Here is a 17,566-nt window from a genome sequence, read left to right on the forward strand (position 1 = left end):
GGGGCGACTAAAATCGCCGCTACAATGGTGTGTAAGTTAATCTTAAATCCTGTCCGATCTGTCTGATATCGCGCAGTTTTAACTGCCTTTTATCAGCCATCTTTTGTAAGCCCGGCAGGTTAAATAATCCGCGTCCTTGATCGCCCAATATACAGGGTGCCATATAGATGACATACTCATCGACCAAACCTTCGGCCAATAAAGCGCCATTAAGTACGGAACCCGCCTCAACCAGCAATTCGTTGATTTGCTGCTCCGCTAAAAAAGCCATCACCGCATATAGATCAAGGCGTCCGTTTTTGCCGGACAATTGATAAACTTCGAATCCAACCTGTTCCAGCTTTTGTTGCTTTTGCTGATCTTGCGCACAGGTTAAAATCAGGCTTCGTCCCGGCAGTTTAGCCATCTGTGCGTTAACCGGCATGTTCAGATGCGTATCCAGCACCACCCTGACCGGCTGCAAAACATCCTCGTCTATGCGGGCATTTAGCGCCGGATCATCAGTCAGTACTGTATTGATGCCTGTTAAAATCGCCGAACTCTCGGCTCTTAACTTATGCACATCGGCTCTGGCCTCATTTGAGGTAATCCATTTGCTTTCACCCGATGCCATCGCGGTGCGTCCATCCAGGCTCATCGCCAGCTTGCTGCGTATAAACGGACGATTATCAATCATCCTTTTGATAAATCCCCGATTTAATGCCTGTGCATCTTCCTGTAATACGCCGCAATTCACTTCAATCCCTGCCGCATTGAGCTTTTCCAGCCCACTGCCTGACACCTTAGGGTTTGGGTCTTGCATCGCAGCAACAACCCGGCTGACTCCGGCCTTTATCAATGCATCGCAACAAGGTGGTGTTCTGCCCTGGTGACTGCAAGGCTCCAACGTTACATAGGCGGTTGCGCCTTTAGCATCAGGCACATTTTTTAACGCTTCAACTTCCGCATGACCTTGACCGGCTTTAGCGTGCCAGCCCTGGCCAATGACTGTATTATCCCTGACTAAAACACAACCTACACGGGGATTAGGATCAGTCGTATAGCGACCTTTTTTCGCCAGGGAAATGGCTTGCGCCATATAAAAAGCATCGCGCTGCGCTGACATTATTTTTGTCGCCCCGGTTCCGTGGTTGCGACGCTTCCATCATTTTTGGCGGTCGTTCGTAAATCTTCAATCATGTCGGTGAACTCACTGACATCCTGAAAGCTTCGATAAACCGAGGCAAAGCGCACAAAAGCCACATGATCCAATAGGCTTAACTCTTTCATGACCTTTTCGCCCAACTCCTGCGCCGATATTTCCCGCTCGCCCGACGCCCGCAACTCGCTTTTTATTCGATTGATCGCGGCTTCAATATCATCACTACTTACCGGCCGCTTTTCCAGTGCCCTGAGCATACCGGAACGCAGCTTATTTTCCTCGAAAGGCTCGCGTACGCCGTCGCGTTTAATGATGCTGGGACAATGTGTATCAGCCACCTCGTGCGTCGTAAATCGTTCTTTACAAACATTACATTCTCGTCGACGGCGAACCTGATCACCTTCATTTGCCAATCTGGAATCAAGAACCCGCGTATCTTGCGCCCCACAAAACGGACATCGCATAGTTAAGCCACTGTTTTTTTTGTTACCGATGACCTCCATAGATGGAGGAAATACCGACGGCTGCCGGGGTGCAGTCACGGCAAAATCGGTCTTCAAATTTGTAAACCGTTAATTTTATAACACTCTGCATTTTATCTGTATTTTATTTTTGTAAACTATACTCTAGCCACATTCATATCCACTCAACCACATTGCCTACGATCCTGCCAAATGGAAGAACAAGAAGGTGTCATCAAATACCAGCTAAATCATACGCAACAGTCTATTAACCATCTGTTATCAATAACCGAAATCAATGCCTGGCGCACTATTGCGGTCCGGCTTGATCTTATCGGACAAACTCCTGAACGTTACAACAATATCGGATTCGGCAATATCAGCCAAAGAATCGATGCTCACAGCGCTCGATTTATTATCAGCGGCACTCAAACCGGACATATTGAACACCTCAGTCCGGAACATTATTGTCTTATCGTCAACGCCGAACCTCACCAAAACCGGCTTCATTCTTGCGGGCTATGCAAGCCTTCTTCCGAATCCCTGACCCACGCCAGCATTTACGCCCAGGACAATGCTATTCAGGCCGTTATTCATGCCCACAGCCCAGAAATTTGGAAGCATACCGCAGCGCTTGGGCTTCCGCATACTAGCGCCGATGTCCCCTACGGCACCGTTGAAATGGCAACGGCTGTTGAGCAATTGTTTCAGTCCGGCAAGCTGTCGCAGAACTCATTATTTACCATGCTGGGACACGAAGACGGAGTGGTGGCTTTCGGCAGAAACATTCAGGATACGGCTTGGGAACTGATCAAATATTTATCGCTTGCTATCGCCATTGAACAACAACGCGATACCCGATAGAATGCCCAATTCTACATTAGCAATCCTTAATAAATAAAATATGCCGGAAATACAAATTTACACTACCAATATTTGCCCTTATTGCATGATGGCTAAGCGCCTGCTAAACAAAAAAGGAGTTTCCTATACAGAAATTAATGTGGACGCCGAACCCGGCTTAAGAGAAGAAATGATGCTTAAAACAAATCGCCGGACAGTTCCCCAGATATATATCGGTGATTATCATGTCGGCGGTTTTGACGAGCTATATGCGCTGGATCAACAAAAAAAACTGGATGATTTACTGGCAGCTGCATAGACCACAATCCTTTGTCATTGCGATATCCGGGCAGAAATCGCAATGACAGATCTAAAATAATATGAGGATAAAAAAGGCTTTTGGACTTGTAGAATTACAAACCTCTTAAAATATCCTTTTTAATATCTTCAACATTTTCCAATCCTACTGAAACCCTGACCAAGCCATCCTTAATGCCGGCGGCCGCTCTGACTTCCGGCGTTAATCGACCATGCGTGGTGGTTGCCGGATGGGTGATGGTGGTTTTGACATCGCCCAGATTTGCGGTAATTGACAGCATTTCAGTGGCGTCGATCAACTTCCAGGCGTGTTCTTTGCCGCCGCTCAATTCAAAACTGACTATACCGCCGAAATAATTTTGCTGACGCTTGGCCAACTCATGCTGCGCATGGGACGGCAAACCGGGATAATGCACTTTGGCTATACCGGCCTGCTGCTCCAGCCACTTGGCCAATTCGAAGGCATTGTTACAATGTGCTTTCATCCTGACCGCCAACGTTTCCAAACCGGACAAAAATACCCAGGCGTTAAAAGGGCTCATGGTCGCGCCGCCGGTGCGAAGATAAGGGTAAATATGCTTTTCTATAATCTCTTCATTGGCAACGACAGCGCCGCCGACACAACGGCCCTGCCCGTCTATGTACTTGGTTGCCGAATGAACAACAATATCCGCACCTAATTCCAAAGGCTTTTGCAACACGGGCGTACAAAAGCAATTGTCAACAATCAGCAAACAGCCGTGCTTATGAGCTATGTCTGCAAGCACCGAAATATCGGCAATTTCAGTCAATGGATTAGATGGTGTTTCCAGAAATAAAAACCGGGTGTTCGGTTTAATCGCCGACTCCCAGGCCGCGGCATTGATCAAATCGACAAAATCGGTTTCGACTCCGAATTTTCCGAAATAATTCTGGAACATCAACACGGTATTGCCGAATACGCCGCGCGAACAGACCACATGATCGCCGGCTTTAAGCAAGCCCATACCGACCGCCATAATGGCCGCCATACCGGATGAAAATGCCAGACAGCGCTCACCTTTCTCCATTAACGCCAGCCGCTCCTGAAAAGCGGTAACTGTCGGGTTATTAAAACGGGAGTAAATGTTACCGGGTTTCTGCCCGCTAAAGCGCAAAGCGGCATCTTCCGCACTCTTAAACACATAACTCGATGTGGCAAAAATCGGGATGCTGTGCTCATCTTCATGAGTACGTTGATGCCCCGCTCTTATTGCTTGGGTTTCCAGAGTGTAGTCGTTCCAGTTAATGTCTTTCATCGCTTTATTAAACGTATTTATTTACTAAAAAATGTCTGTAATTCTCTTCTTCCAGCTTGAATCTTAATCGCCGTTTTGCATTCCGATCATGAAGTTTTCCGAGTTCCTTGACGCTTGTGCGCTGTCATTGCGCAACGCTTCAGTTCGCTCCAGATACTCATCGTCAATATCACCGGTGATATATTCTTTACTAAAGCAAGAGGTGTCGAAGTGACCGATATCCAGATTACCTTTACGAACCGCATCGATCAGATCATTTAACTCCTGGTAAATCACCCGGTCTGCGCCGATTGCAACGCACACCTCGTCTTCAGTACGATCATGGGCAATCAATTCATTAGCGGCAGGCATATCAATGCCATAAACATTGGGATAACGAACCGGGGGCGCAGCAGAGGCAAAATACACTTTTTTAGCCCCGGCATCCCTGGCCATCTGGATAATCTGCTCGGATGTTGTGCCCCTGACAATCGAATCATCGACCAGCAAGACATTTTTGCCTTCAAACTCAAGGCTGATCGCGTTTAACTTTTGCCTGACCGATTTTTCCCTCATTTTTTGGCCCGGCATGATAAACGTCCGGCCGATATAACGATTTTTTATAAAACCTTCACGGTACTTTACGCCCAGAAGATTTGCCATTTGCAAAGCCGCCGTCCTGCTGGTATCGGGGATAGGAATAACCACATCAATATCATGATCGGGCCAGTCTCTCTGCACTTTTTTGGCTAATTTTTCGCCCATACGCAAACGCGCTTTATAAACCGAAATATTATCAATAATTGAATCCGGTCTGGCAAAGTAAACATACTCGAAAATACACGGACAATGGTCCGTTCTCTCAGCACATTGTTTGGTGTGCAATACGCCTGATGCCTCTATAAACACCGCTTCGCCGGGTTCAATATCTCGAATAAGCTCAAAGCCCAGTACATCCAGAGCAACACTTTCGGATGCAATCATGAATTCCGGACCTTGCTCGGTTTTTCTTTCGCCGAACACGATCGGCCGAATACCATGTGGATCCCTAAAACCTAAAATCCCGAATCCTGCAATCATAATAACAACGGCATAAGCGCCGCGACAACGGCGATGCACACCGGATACCGCCTGAAAAACATCGTCCACGCTCAAATCCAATTTACCCAAAGCCTGCAATTCGTGGGCAAAAACATTCAACAAAACTTCAGAGTCGGAGTCAGTATTGATATGGCGCTGATCTTCTACAAACAGTGCTTTTTTTAACTCTTCGGTATTGGTCAAATTGCCGTTATGCGCAAGCGTCAAACCAAAAGGAGAGTTTACATAGAAAGGTTGCGCTTCTGCTGAACTGGTGCATCCCGCCGTTGGATAACGCACGTGAGCAATACCCATATTGCCTTTCAATCTCAACATCTGGGCATTGGTAAAAACATCACGGGCTAAACCGTTTTCCTTGCGTAAATGTAAGCGTCCGGCCTCACAAGTCACAATGCCGGCGGCATCCTGACCTCTATGTTGCAAAACTGTCAGGGCATCATATAACTCTTGATTGACAGTTTGATGTGAAACGATAGCAGCAATACCACACATTATTTTTTAACCTGAATTGTTTTGTAGCGATTAACGAAAAAATTAACGATAACTGATGTATTCCGCCATGCCTGGCGAAAAATGATCTCGCAACCATGTAGCGAGCAACTGAAAAGGTGGAATCAATGTTGATTCTGTCCACCAGGAATCTTTAGGTAATGGCGTGAGTCCCGCCAGTATGACAACGACAGTAACAACAATCAGACCGCGAACAACGCCAAAAATCATCCCGCCGAAACGCTCCATAAAAGTTAAGCCGGTTTTCTTTGCCAGTATATTCAATAGAAAACCGATAAAACCGCCAAGACTCAGCGTGATTGCACACAAAGCCATAAAAGATGCCGCTATTCTGACTGCCGGATAGCGGATAGTCGATTCCAGAAAAAAGGAAAATTCACGACTGAACATTAGACCCACCCAGATTGCCAACACCCAGAATACCAATGAAAAAACTTCCTTATTAAATCCGCGCAGCAGTCCGATTACCAAGAAAATAAAAATAAGCCCGGCAAGGGTGAAGTCTATCCAGATCATACTGTTATCAAGCGCATTACTCGGAAATCAGGATTGCCTTTATGTTCTGTTTATCCAGTCTTGCTTTCATCGCGGCCGCCTTTTTTCCGTCAAGTTCTGGTCCTACACGAAGCCGGTATGAAATTCCTTTATCTGTCTGAACGGTATCCAATGAGGCGGGCAAGCCTTGTTCATGCAAACTCTCCCAAAGAGACATTGCATTTTCTTTTTTACTAAAGCTACCTAATTGAATATACCAACGCACTAATTTAGTATTCGTTTTCGGTGCAACTGCCGGTTTTTTTGCATCCGCAACAGCCGCCGCCAGACTCTTGGCGCTATTAGGCTGTTTAAGGATCGGTTGTCCTAAAATACTTGCCGGTGATTCGATTTCGGGCTTTTTAACCGCCGGCCGTACCGGCTCTACGGCTTTCTTAACCTTTACAGGTTCTTTAGCCATTGTTTCCACATGGGGCTCTCTGACGGGTGCTTTGGGAACCATACTTTTGCGGATGCCGTCTGCCGCCGCATCGGCTGATAAAGACTGATCTACAGGAGCTTGTTTTAGCTTCGGCTTCGGCTTTGGCTGGTTATCGTCAGGTTCGACGGCCTCTTCCGCATTAGCATTCTCGCGGGTATAGCCTTCAGATTCGGCATACAACGACTCTTCGGAACGTCCCTGTTTCGACTGACCGGCCGCAGGTTCATCGATGATTTCTTCTGCCGCCCCGGTACTTTCAAGCGTATCGCCGGCGGCTTCGGTTGATAAAGACTCAGAATCCGGCAACTTTGAAACCTGTTCGGCGCTGGTCGGCAATTTGTCGGCTGTATTTGCGCCTGATTCAACTGGAGCTGGAATATTCAACTCACTGACTAACTGACCGCTATTATCGACGGGATCATCGAACAGCATCGGGATAAAAATAGCACATAGCGCCGTAACAACGACGGCGCCAATTAAACGTTGTTTTAATTCATGATCCATTTCGTCTACTCACTTATTCTCAAATTCAATCAAGCACTCAGATACCAAAAAAAAAGATCCAAAAACCAATAACAGATCACCTTTTTGCGACTGACTCTTTGCCGCAGAAAATGCTTCAGTAAAGTCGGCAAAACCAAAAGATACATTGGCCACCGAACTTTGCGAAAAAATCTCACGCATAACGGACTCCGGAGCCGCTCTAGGATTTGCCAACGGTGCAAAAAACCAGTCGTAAACCGCAAAATTCATAATTTCAAGAACACCGGCGATATCCTTGTCTTTCATCATTGAAAAAACCGCATGAATACGCCTGCCAGGGAAAACAGTCGTCACGTAATCGGCCAGTGTCCTGACTGCTTGGGGATTATGCCCCACGTCCAGCAGCACGGGAACGTCGCCATCAATCAATTGAAACCGCCCGGCTAAATGGGCATTTTCCAATCCCTGTTTAATGGATGCTTCCGTTACCGGCAAGGCTTCCGCCATTTTTGTCACCGCTAGAATGACAGAGGATGCATTGCGAAACTGGTGTTCCCCTTTTAAACCCGGTTCAGGTAATTGTAGCATCTGCCGGTCGGCAAAGAACCAATCCCATCCGGTTGCCCGTTTTTTATAACCAAAATCTTTACCGATACAATACAGTAAGGCATGCCGTTCAATAGCGCTTTGCATTAATGATTCCGGGGGTTCCGGATCGCCTGTGATAGCGGGAATGGATGTGCGAAAAATACCCGCTTTTTCCCGTCCAATAGCTTCTCGTGTACCGCCCAGCCATTCAATATGATCAATACTGATACTGGTGATCAATGCGACATCGGGATCGACAATATTGACGGCATCCAATCGTCCGCCCAATCCCACTTCAAGCAATTGAACATCGACGCCGGCTCGCTGAAAAATATCCAATGCCGCCAGAGTGCCAAATTCAAAATAGCTTAATGAGGTATTGCCTCGTACCGACTCTATTCTTGCAAAGGCCTCACAGATTTCGTCATCCGATACCGGTTTGCCGTCGATTTTTATTCTTTCATTATATTTCAGAATATGTGGCGACGTATAAGCGCCTACCCGATAGCCTTGCGCCGTATAAATTGACTCAAGATAAGCAACAGACGAGCCTTTGCCATTGGTTCCGGCAACAGTAATGGTTGGAGGTTTGACATAATCAGGGTTAAGCGCACGAAAAACCTGTGCCGCCCGCTCCAACCCCAAATCAATTACTAAAGGATGTAAGCTTTCCTGCCACTTCAGCCAATCCTGTAGCGAATCAAAACGTATCATTAACCGGTATTAAAATCAGTCTTCCTGATCCGGGCGATGTTCAACATCATCCGCTTCGACTTCAGATCCCCTTGCGCCTTCAGCATCCACTTTGGGCAAAACAAGACTGAAAGGCGTTTTATCTCTACTTGCCATCAGCAAAGCTAAAATACCGGCTATTTTATCGCGCATCTCACGTCTATCGATAATCATGTCGATAGCGCCATGCTCCTGTAAAAACTCGCTTCGCTGAAAGCCTTCCGGCAACTTTTCCCGGACGGTTTGCTCTATGACACGGGGACCCGCAAAACCGATTAAGGCATTGGGTTCGGCAACATTAATGTCGCCCAACATAGCCAAGCTGGCTGAAACGCCGCCCATGGTCGGATCGGTCATAAACGAAATATACGGAAGGCCTGCATCGGACAGTTTCGTTAGTGCAGCACTGGTTTTTGCCATCTGAAACAACGAAAACAACGACTCCTGCATACGCGCCCCACCACTGGCCGTAAACACAATAAAAGGCACGCCCAATTCCAGGCTTTTGTTGACGCCGCGAACAAACTTTTCGCCAACCACCGAACCCATCGAGCCGCCCATAAAACCGAAATCAAACGCGGCTGCAACAATATCCCGGCCTTTTAACTGACCTTTCATTACCACCAACGCATCATTTTCTTTACTCTGTTTTTGCGCCTGGGTAATACGGTCTTTATATTTTTTACTGTCTTTGAATCGTAACGGATCGACAGGCTTAACATTTTTGCCTATCTCTTCATGACCGCCTTCGTCCAGAAACATATTCAACCGCGTTCTGGCCGAAATGCGCATGTGATGATCGCATTTTGGACAAACACTGAAATTCCTTTCCAACTCCGTGTTATAAAGAATTGCATTACAGCTAGGGCACTTATTCCACAATCCTTCAGGCACAGCGCCTTTTTTATTCGACCCTTCGGTTCTAATTGTTGAAGGGATTAACTTCTCAAACCAACTCATTCGTATGCCCCATCGTATTTCATCATCGTGTTTTAAACCCTGTCTTTCAGCTATCCATTGCTTGGCGCATAGCGACCAGTAACTCGACTATTTCTTTTCCGGCACGTTCCGGATCATCAAGGTTTGCTTCAATTTTGCTGATCAGGGCACTGCCGATAACTACACCGTCACCCAGATTTGCAACGGTCTTTGCCGTTTGTGCGTCCTTGACGCCAAAACCGATCGCTACAGGCAAACCGGTGCTTAGCCGGATTTGATTGAGCTTGGTCTCGACATCCCCAGTATTTAAATGCCCTGCTCCGGTTACACCTTTCAACGAAACATAATAAAGATAACCGCTACCGGCTGTATCCATTTTTTTAATGCGTTCATCGCTGCTGTTCGGCGCTAACAGGAAAATCGGATCTATGTCGCGCGCCTTTAACAGGGCAACGCATTCATCCGCCTCTTCAGGCGGCAAATCAACGGTTAAAACGCCATCAATCTCGGCACGTTGTGCGGCATTGGCAAAATTCTCATAACCCATGGCTTCAATCGGATTCACATAACCCATCAACACCACCGGCGTATGTTGATTGGTTTTTCTAAATTCTGCCGCGATAGTCAATGTGCGTCTTAAGCTCATTTTATGTTCTAAAGCGCGCTCGCTGGCTCGCTGAATAACCGGGCCGTCCGCCATAGGATCGGAAAACGGCACACCCAGCTCGATAACATCCGCACCGGCCTCAACCATCGCATGCATCAACGGCAAGGTGAAATCAGGTCTTGGATCGCCCGCGGTAACAAACGGGATTAGCGCCTTGCGGCCTGTTTTAGATAACTGTTCAAATGTAGCGGCTAATCGACTCACAGTTCTATCCCCTCGCGTTGAGCCATCGTTTGCATATCTTTATCGCCGCGGCCGGACAGACAGACAATGATAATTTCATCTTTGTTCATGGTAGGCGCCAGCTTCATCGTATAAGCCATCGCATGACTCGATTCCAGTGCCGGAATAATACCCTCCATTCTGGTCAATGCATGAAAACCTTCCAGCGCTTCATTATCGGTAATATTGACATACTGAGCCCTGTCGGTATCTTTCAGCCATGCATGTTCAGGACCGACGCCCGGATAATCCAAACCGGCTGAAATGGAGTGGGTCTCGATAATTTCACCGTCGTCATCTTCCATCAGGTAAGTCCGGTTACCGTGCAGTACGCCGGGACGTCCGGCACATAAAGGGGCGGAATGACGACCGGTTTCAATACCGTCGCCAGCCGCTTCAACGCCGATCATTTTTACCGAACGGTCATCAATAAACGGATAAAACAAACCGATTGCATTCGATCCGCCGCCGACACAGGCAACCAGAGCATCAGGCAAGCGTCCGGCTTGCTCCAGGCATTGCTGTTTTGCTTCGCGGCCGATGATCGCCTGAAAATCCCTGACCATCGCTGGATAAGGATGCGGCCCTGCAACCGTACCGATAATATAAAAGGTATTATCGACATTGGTCACCCAATCTCTGAGCGCTTCGTTCAACGCATCTTTTAAGGTTTTGGAACCGGATTCAACCGCGACAACTTTCGCGCCCAACAATTTCATCCGATATACATTCAAAGACTGCCGAGCCACATCAACGGCGCCCATATAAACCACGCACTCCAGGCCCAGCCGTGCTGCAACCGTCGCCGTCGCGACACCATGCTGACCGGCTCCGGTTTCGGCAATAATGCGCGTCTTGCCCATGCGCTTGGCCAATAAAGCCTGACCGATCGTATTGTTTATTTTATGTGCGCCGGTATGATTCAGGTCTTCGCGTTTCAAGTAAATCTGTGCGCCGCCCAGCTCACGACTCCAGCGTTCAGCATGATATAAAGGCGAAGGCCGACCTACGTAATACTTTAAGTCCGCGTCCAGCTCCGCTATAAATTCAGGATCGCTTAAATACTGCTGATAAGCGGCATTCAATTCCTGAATCGGTGGGATCAATGTTTCTGCGACGAACATTCCGCCGTAAGGACCGAAGTGTCCCCGCTCATCGGGCATATTATATTTTTCTGTCATATTATTCTGTCACCCTCATTAACTTCTCGTATAAATGCCGCCATTTTTAGCGCATCCTTAACACCTTTTTCCGCTTCCACACCGCTACTGACATCCAGTGCGTAAGGTTTTACCGTCTGTACCGCCTGTCTGGCATTATTTATATCCAAACCACCCGCCAATATGATTGGCAGGGCACAATGTTCAGGAATCCTGTTCCAGTCAAAACGGCTGCCCGTACCGCCTTTCGTTCCCGGATGATAGGCATCCAGCAGCAACCCAGCCGCATCATGATATTGCAGAGCCAAGTCTGGAATATCAATGCCATCCTCCATTCTGACGGCTTTCATATAACGTTTACCATAAATCCTGCAAGCTTCAGCAGATTCATCGCCATGAAATTGCAGGCAATCTATCGGTACCTGCTCCAGCACATCGCGTATCCGCGACTCCCGCTCATCAACAAACAAAGCGACGACCGAGATAAATGCAGGCAAAGCATTAACAATCTTAACCGCCTGATCAATATCAACATTCCTCGGACTGGGCGGATAAAACACCAGACCGATTGCGTCCACACCCAATTTAGCTGCACAAACAGCATCTTCAGCACGGGTAAAACCGCAAATTTTAACGCGAGTTCGCATAAAGTGATATGAGAAATTTCCAAAAAAAGCTAGCCGCGTAGAATAACATAAAATAGCATTATGATTTGTTTGTAATCATTATTAATCTTAGTTGATGAAAGAACAAAAAAGGCCGATATAAAACCGGCCTTTTTCAATAATGCTAAAATCGGTAAGCAGAAGAACCGCTTACCTTATGCTATCTATTCAGGCTGATGAACATGTTCGTGCTCATGTTCGTCATGGTCATGGTCATGGTCATGGTCATGCTGATGCTCATGAACATCAGCATCTGAAACTTGAGCGGCTTTAACAGCCACGCCGTATTTATAAACCATCAAGCCGCCTAAATCCGCACCCAACATCATCAAGCCACAGAGTAAACCGGCTAATATCAGAAAAAAACTGTTAGCGCCGCCCTGAATAACTCCACCGCTTTTCAAGCGCCAAGCCGACAACAAAATCGCCAAAGAAAGCACTGATACGCCGAAGTGCTCATGTCGCTCCATAATTTCATGGACCTCCTCCCCATGCGCTACGGATCCTGCGGCAATAAAACCGGCAATCACCGTAAATACGGCGGCTACAGTGCCAAAATACAACAACCAGCTTGCGACATTGCGCCAGTGTTGTTTTTTAGCCAGCGTACCGACCACATCCAAAACAAAAAAAGTCGACAAAAATGCGAGCGGAAAATGCACCAGCAAAGGATGAATATTGTCCATGCTGGAAATGCCGGGCAGTAATATCGAAAAAATGCCCTCAGGATCATGATTCGGGAGCTCTTCAAAAAAAGCCAGCAGACCTGAAACGCCCTCGGCAATACCGCCACCGTGATCGGCTCCACCATGAATTTGAAAAGAGATAAAGTTATTCATATTAACCATCGCTATATATTTATAAGAAAGACAATCTACTTGATATTCAGGCGATTGCAAACAAGCATTACAACGCCTCTATAGACATTAATCATGCCGCTTCGCATCAACAGGCAATTTATCAAATACCGGATGTTTGGCAATACCGTAATGCTCAGGATAATAAACTGCACCCAAATATAGGCCATCAGGCGGCGCAGTAACGCCACCCAACTTGCGGCTTTTAACCTCAAGCAATTCCTGTGTCCATTCTACCGGCTGCTTTCCGGCACCTATATCCATCAACACCCCGGCAATATTCCTGACCATATGATGCAAAAAAGCATTGGCGGAAATATCAATAATGACCTTATCGTCGTCCCGATAAACATCAATAAAATACATCTCCCGGCAAGGACTTTTGGACTGGCAGCCTTGTGCCCTGTACGAGGAAAAATCATGCTTGCCGATCAGGTGTTGCGCAGCCTGATGCATTTTATCGGCATCCAGCGGGCTGGGACGCCATGTCGCCTGATTGCGCAATAACGCCGATTTGATAGGCCGATTAAGAATCACATAGCGGTAAAAACGGGCAATCGCACTGTACCTGGCGTGGAAATCATCCACCGACGGTTTTACCCAGGTAACTCTGACATCATCCGGCAGATTACTGTTACCACCCAACATCCAGGCATGAAGTTCGCGTTCTATCTTTGCGTCAAAATGTACAACCTGCTCAAGCGCATGTACACCGGTATCAGTTCTTCCCGCACATTGTACGGTGACGGGATGATTGGCGACTTTCGACAAGGCCTGCTCAAGCACCTGCTGAACACTACGCTGATCGGTTTGCCATTGCCAGCCTGAAAAACCGCTGCCATCGTATTCTATGCCTAAAACGATGCGCGTCATGCCAGACCCTTCACATAAAACTGCTGCCCGGTAGGGCGCGCCGTGCGCGCCTTAAAAATCGAGGAGCGCACGGCACGCCCTACTTCTACGAGATAAAACTTAGCTATACCGCAATACCCCGCACTCACCAAAAAACAACTACTCATGAATATAAACTTTACCCCCAGCCTCAATCCTGTTAAACAAATCCAAAACATCGGCATTTTTCATCCGAACACAGCCATGCGACTCAGGTCTGCCATTCATTAACTGATCGGGGCATCCGTGGATATAAATATACCGCCAGGTCGTATCGACTTTGCCGTAACGATTCTTGCCCGGCTCCAGGCCGCCTAGCCACAGGATACGGGTCAATATCCAGTCGCGTTGCGGATTTTGCCTGCCCAGTTCAGCGCTGTATATTTCTCCGGTAGCGCGTCTGCCGACAAACACCGCGTTTAACGGCTGACCGGCTCCAATCTTGGCCCTGATTTTATGCCAGCCGGTCGGCGTGCATTCGCTGCCCATCAGTTCGCCCGATCCATTCTTGGCGGTTGAAACGGGATAACACTGCACCGGATGTCCACCCGCATATACAGTCAATTGCTGGCTGGCGATACAAATATCCAGATAATCCGCCGCATCCACCGCATGATTATTTTTCATTTAACAATGAACACTCGTATTCTATTTTGTAAACAAAGCCATCGACTCAACATGCCCGGTTTGCGGAAACATATCCATCACCCCTGCCTTAACCAGTTTATAGCCCAGCTCATTAACCAAAATCCCCGCATCGCGAGCGAGTGTTGAAGGATTGCAAGACACATAAACAATCTGCTCGGGCTGCCATTTTTTAAAATGATGCAAAACCTCGGATGCACCGGCCCTGGACGGATCGAGCATGATTTTATTGTATTTCCGGTTGGCCCAAGGCTGATCGCTAATATCCTTGCTTAAATCGGCCGCATAAAACTCAACGTTTTCTATATTGTTATGACGGGCATTTTCCTTGGCATGATTAACCAGCGGCTGATCGCCTTCCACGCCGACCACGCGCCCGGCAAATTTCGCCATCGGCAAGGTAAAATTGCCCAAGCCGCAAAATAAATCCAGCACCGAGTCGTTTTCATTCAATGCCAAAGTCTCCAACACCCGGTTTATCATTTTCTTGTTAATTTCGTAATTAACCTGGGTAAACATCGCCGGTTTAAATTTAAACTCCAAGCCCTGATCCAGCAGCGCATAAGTCGGAATCACCTCCGGTTCGCCATCCAACGGCACGATCGTATCCGGACCTTTCGATTGCAAACACAGCGACATGTCATTCTGATGGGCAAACTCGCGCATCCGTTCCTTATCGGCATCGGTCGGCGGCTCCAGCACCCGAATCGACAACACGCATTGGTTATCGCCGATAGCCACTTCAATCTGCGGGATTTTGTCCCTGATGGTCAAACCGCCGATCATTTCCGACAAAGCCATCAGCTTGGTGCCGACGATAGGGTTCATCACCACGCAACTTTCAATTTCAGCCAAATACGGATGCCGTCTTTCCCTGAAACCGACCAGCACCCGGTTTTTTTTCTCGACATACTTAACCCCCATCCGCGCTTTGCTGCGATAGCCCCAATGCGGGCCTTCAAGCGGCTGCCAAAGCTCAGGTATTTCCACCTTACCGATGCGCTTAAACTGATCGACCAGCAAATCCTGCTTGATTCGAATTTGCGCCGCCGATTCGACATGCTGAAAACTGCAACCGCCGCAGACACCGTAGTGCGCACACAATGCATCGACCCGGTCGGCAGCGCGGCTCAACAGATTGACGACCTTACCTTCCGCATAATCCTTGCGGCTTTCGGTATAAACAAACTCCACCTCTTCGCCCGGCAACGCCTCATCGATAAAAATCACTTTACCGTCGACATGCGCCACGCCGCGCCCGTCATGGGCCAGAGATTCTATAGTGACTTTAACCGGCGTGTCCGGTAGCTGCTTTTTGACTCTTCTTCTATTTGCCATGTTTACTTTTGTTTCCAGCTTCCTGAGGATTGATACCACCAGCCCGGTTGAGCATTACTCACCCAGCGAGCGGCAAAGGTTGATTTGATTTGCGCCGCCCATTCCGGATGACCGTTGGCATTGGCAATCGCCTGATAAAGACTTTGCCGATCGGCATTTTCCGCGGCGACCAGTTTATTGACCTGATTCCTGTCTTTAAGCGGTACGCTGCCGGCATCCCTGACCGCCAGCAAACCGTCCGCCTGTATGCCGACAAAACCGGCTGCATACAACGGTTGCAGACTGGCAAAACGGGCTTCCATAGCGCTTCGCACCTGCCTGATTTCAGCGCTGTCGATTGCCAGATTCGCCTCATCGGCCTGCGCGGACGGCACCACCACATTAATCGCCGCATCAATCAGCTGATAAACGCTGACCTGCCAGTCCGGCAAACTGGCCTTAGGCTTGGGTTCCGTTTGTTGCGGGGTATTTTTTTGAATGTCTTTAATGATCTCATCTGCGGCCTTTTCAGCGGCGGCAGCAGGGAAGTAAATGTTGATGGTGACGCAGGCAGTCAACAATATTGCGCTTAATAGGGATATTTTTCTCATAACGGCCTCCGGACTATTCGATGATATTGAAATACGCTGCAAGTGCCTGTATCAACGTATTTCGGTTAAGGCGGAGAATTATAACCTATCGTAGCTATTCGCGGCAGATCGGTATTGGCCGGACGCAGAACACGACCAGCAGGTCCATTCCGAGCTATCCCCCGTTCCCAGAACCGTTCCTGCAACTCCGTCGCCATCTCTTCCGACTCAAAGAACGACAGTTCGCCGCCCACGAATTCTTCGGCCCTACGTTGTAAATCGCGAATATGTTGCTGTTGATCGATGTCTTTTGGGGGGGTTATCGGCTTTTTGGACATTGAGGCATTCTCCGGAATTGTTGTCGGTCACAAATGGATTATTCCAAATATGTACTAATACGATCATGAATTTCACTTTTTTGAAGATATAGCAATGTACATAGCATGTCATTCGACAGCTTCAATTCAGCAAGCTTATCATGGGTCGAATACTGCCGGCAGATATAGATGAATTCGTGTCTACAGTTGACTCAGATTTGATCGTCAGGATTTCACCAGGCCAACGGCGCGTACCGAAATTTGCGACAAGTCAGCTTGTAATCCAGTATAGAGCTTCTCAACAGATGATGAGAAAAATCGCCATCGCTACTTTCCGGGGAGCAATCAGTTCCACCTGCTGCAGAACTGATGTTATATGCGATAGCGTCGTCAAAAACTTCCTTAACCCAACCACATCGATCCTTCACTTAGCAAGGACAGCTTATGCAAGTCCTGCGGATTCACACCAAAAGAGGAACTGTCCAGCAGGTCTTGCGTTATCTCCAGGGAAATTCCTGCCAATGAACCGTTACTGCCGTATTGATAAGTCAAATGTGAATTAAGAGCTAAATAGAAGCCAGCGCTGCGAGACAGGAGTCGAGTAGTCCCCAGAAGCGATAGTGCATGTGTTTTCACGCAGCTTGCGAAGTGAAAATGCAGGCTTTCCGAAATCGCGTCGAGTCATTGGAGAGCATGTGAGCTACCCCTTGTTGGGTAGCGATCGAGTGACCAGGACGGCTGGGGCAGCCGCAGGCATTAGCGGTCGCGTAATTTTTGCCGCTTGTTGGGCTGGGAGGCCCATAAAAGCTTTCGCAAAAATAGCGACTCCCCGGCTCACCGGTTGAGCTAGACTATTGGGAAAGACACGACTCCCCCCAATCCTCTAA

19 protein-coding genes are annotated in these 17,566 nt (G+C 47.9%); 2 read left to right on the top strand and 17 right to left on the bottom strand.

Features of this window, described 5'->3' with window-relative positions; translation table 11 throughout:
* Positions 1-19 precede the first annotated feature (19 nt).
* Together ribD and nrdR are read right to left on the bottom strand one after the other, a co-directional pair.
* Positions 20-1,105 carry a bifunctional diaminohydroxyphosphoribosylaminopyrimidine deaminase/5-amino-6-(5-phosphoribosylamino)uracil reductase RibD gene (gene ribD, locus V7051_RS18795; RefSeq protein WP_333877630.1) on the bottom strand — a complete coding sequence of 362 codons (1,086 nt, stop codon included), beginning with the start codon at positions 1,103-1,105 and terminating at the stop codon, positions 20-22.
* The gene (gene nrdR / locus V7051_RS18800; RefSeq protein ID WP_333877660.1) at positions 1,105-1,605 is read right to left on the bottom strand and encodes a transcriptional regulator NrdR; all 501 of its coding nucleotides are present in this window, start codon (positions 1,603-1,605) and stop codon (positions 1,105-1,107) included. The genes ribD and nrdR overlap by 1 nt, the downstream gene beginning before the upstream one ends.
* A 210-nt stretch (positions 1,606-1,815) precedes the next feature.
* On the opposite strand from nrdR, the gene V7051_RS18805 reads away from it, so the two are divergent.
* Both V7051_RS18805 and grxC read left to right on the top strand, forming a co-directional pair.
* Positions 1,816-2,466 carry a class II aldolase/adducin family protein gene (locus tag V7051_RS18805; protein ID WP_333877631.1) on the top strand — a complete coding sequence of 217 codons (651 nt, stop codon included), beginning with the start codon at positions 1,816-1,818 and terminating at the stop codon, positions 2,464-2,466.
* Positions 2,467-2,506: 40 nt separating this feature from the next.
* Positions 2,507-2,764 (top strand): glutaredoxin 3, encoded by a 258-nt coding sequence (grxC, locus tag V7051_RS18810; protein ID WP_333877633.1) that lies wholly within the window; start codon positions 2,507-2,509, stop codon positions 2,762-2,764.
* Positions 2,765-2,858: 94 nt separating this feature from the next.
* Here the strand turns inward: grxC and V7051_RS18815 are convergent, their stop codons facing one another.
* The 15 genes from V7051_RS18815 to V7051_RS18885 form a co-directional block, all read right to left on the bottom strand.
* Entirely contained in the window at positions 2,859-4,040 is a 1,182-nt protein-coding gene (locus tag V7051_RS18815; protein WP_333877635.1) for an O-succinylhomoserine sulfhydrylase, read from the bottom strand.
* A 63-nt stretch (positions 4,041-4,103) separates the two neighbouring features.
* On the bottom strand, positions 4,104-5,612 hold the full coding sequence (purF, locus tag V7051_RS18820) for an amidophosphoribosyltransferase (protein WP_333877636.1): 1,509 nt from the start codon (positions 5,610-5,612) through the stop codon (positions 4,104-4,106).
* 42 nt (positions 5,613-5,654) lie between these two features.
* Positions 5,655-6,146 carry a CvpA family protein gene (locus V7051_RS18825; protein WP_333877637.1) on the bottom strand — a complete coding sequence of 164 codons (492 nt, stop codon included), beginning with the start codon at positions 6,144-6,146 and terminating at the stop codon, positions 5,655-5,657.
* Positions 6,147-6,162: 16 nt separating this feature from the next.
* Complete coding sequence (locus tag V7051_RS18830; protein ID WP_333877639.1) at positions 6,163-7,110, bottom strand: SPOR domain-containing protein; 948 nt, start codon at positions 7,108-7,110, stop codon at positions 6,163-6,165.
* 9 nt (positions 7,111-7,119) lie between these two features.
* On the bottom strand, positions 7,120-8,391 hold the full coding sequence (gene folC / locus V7051_RS18835; RefSeq protein WP_333877641.1) for a bifunctional tetrahydrofolate synthase/dihydrofolate synthase: 1,272 nt from the start codon (positions 8,389-8,391) through the stop codon (positions 7,120-7,122).
* 15 nt (positions 8,392-8,406) lie between these two features.
* Positions 8,407-9,375, bottom strand: a complete 969-nt coding sequence (gene accD / locus V7051_RS18840; protein WP_333877662.1) for an acetyl-CoA carboxylase, carboxyltransferase subunit beta — start codon at positions 9,373-9,375, stop codon at positions 8,407-8,409.
* 40 nt (positions 9,376-9,415) lie between these two features.
* Positions 9,416-10,219: a tryptophan synthase subunit alpha gene (gene trpA, locus V7051_RS18845; protein ID WP_333877643.1), complete on the bottom strand. Its 804-nt coding sequence runs from the start codon at positions 10,217-10,219 to the stop codon at positions 9,416-9,418.
* Entirely contained in the window at positions 10,216-11,418 is a 1,203-nt protein-coding gene (trpB, locus tag V7051_RS18850) for a tryptophan synthase subunit beta (protein ID WP_333877645.1), read from the bottom strand. The genes trpA and trpB overlap by 4 nt, the downstream gene beginning before the upstream one ends.
* Positions 11,415-12,044: a phosphoribosylanthranilate isomerase gene (locus V7051_RS18855; RefSeq protein WP_333877647.1), complete on the bottom strand. Its 630-nt coding sequence runs from the start codon at positions 12,042-12,044 to the stop codon at positions 11,415-11,417. The genes trpB and V7051_RS18855 overlap by 4 nt, the downstream gene beginning before the upstream one ends.
* A 182-nt stretch (positions 12,045-12,226) precedes the next feature.
* On the bottom strand, positions 12,227-12,901 hold the full coding sequence (locus tag V7051_RS18860; protein WP_333877648.1) for a DUF2231 domain-containing protein: 675 nt from the start codon (positions 12,899-12,901) through the stop codon (positions 12,227-12,229).
* An 87-nt stretch (positions 12,902-12,988) separates the two neighbouring features.
* Complete coding sequence (truA, locus tag V7051_RS18865) at positions 12,989-13,792, bottom strand: tRNA pseudouridine(38-40) synthase TruA (protein WP_333877650.1); 804 nt, start codon at positions 13,790-13,792, stop codon at positions 12,989-12,991.
* Between the two features lie 138 nt (positions 13,793-13,930).
* Positions 13,931-14,437, bottom strand: coding sequence for a L,D-transpeptidase (locus tag V7051_RS18870; RefSeq protein WP_333877652.1), 507 nt, complete (start codon positions 14,435-14,437; stop codon positions 13,931-13,933).
* Positions 14,438-14,458: 21 nt separating this feature from the next.
* Positions 14,459-15,793, bottom strand: coding sequence for a 23S rRNA (uracil(1939)-C(5))-methyltransferase RlmD (gene rlmD, locus V7051_RS18875; RefSeq protein ID WP_333877653.1), 1,335 nt, complete (start codon positions 15,791-15,793; stop codon positions 14,459-14,461).
* Positions 15,794-15,795: 2 nt separating this feature from the next.
* The gene (locus tag V7051_RS18880; RefSeq protein WP_333877655.1) at positions 15,796-16,383 is read right to left on the bottom strand and encodes a YdbL family protein; all 588 of its coding nucleotides are present in this window, start codon (positions 16,381-16,383) and stop codon (positions 15,796-15,798) included.
* 65 nt (positions 16,384-16,448) lie between these two features.
* Positions 16,449-16,700: a hypothetical protein gene (locus V7051_RS18885; protein WP_333877657.1), complete on the bottom strand. Its 252-nt coding sequence runs from the start codon at positions 16,698-16,700 to the stop codon at positions 16,449-16,451.
* Positions 16,701-17,566 lie beyond the last annotated feature (866 nt).

The sequence above is a fragment of the Methylobacter sp. genome (assembly GCF_036845245.1).
GTDB lineage: Bacteria > Pseudomonadota > Gammaproteobacteria > Methylococcales > Methylomonadaceae > Methylobacter_A.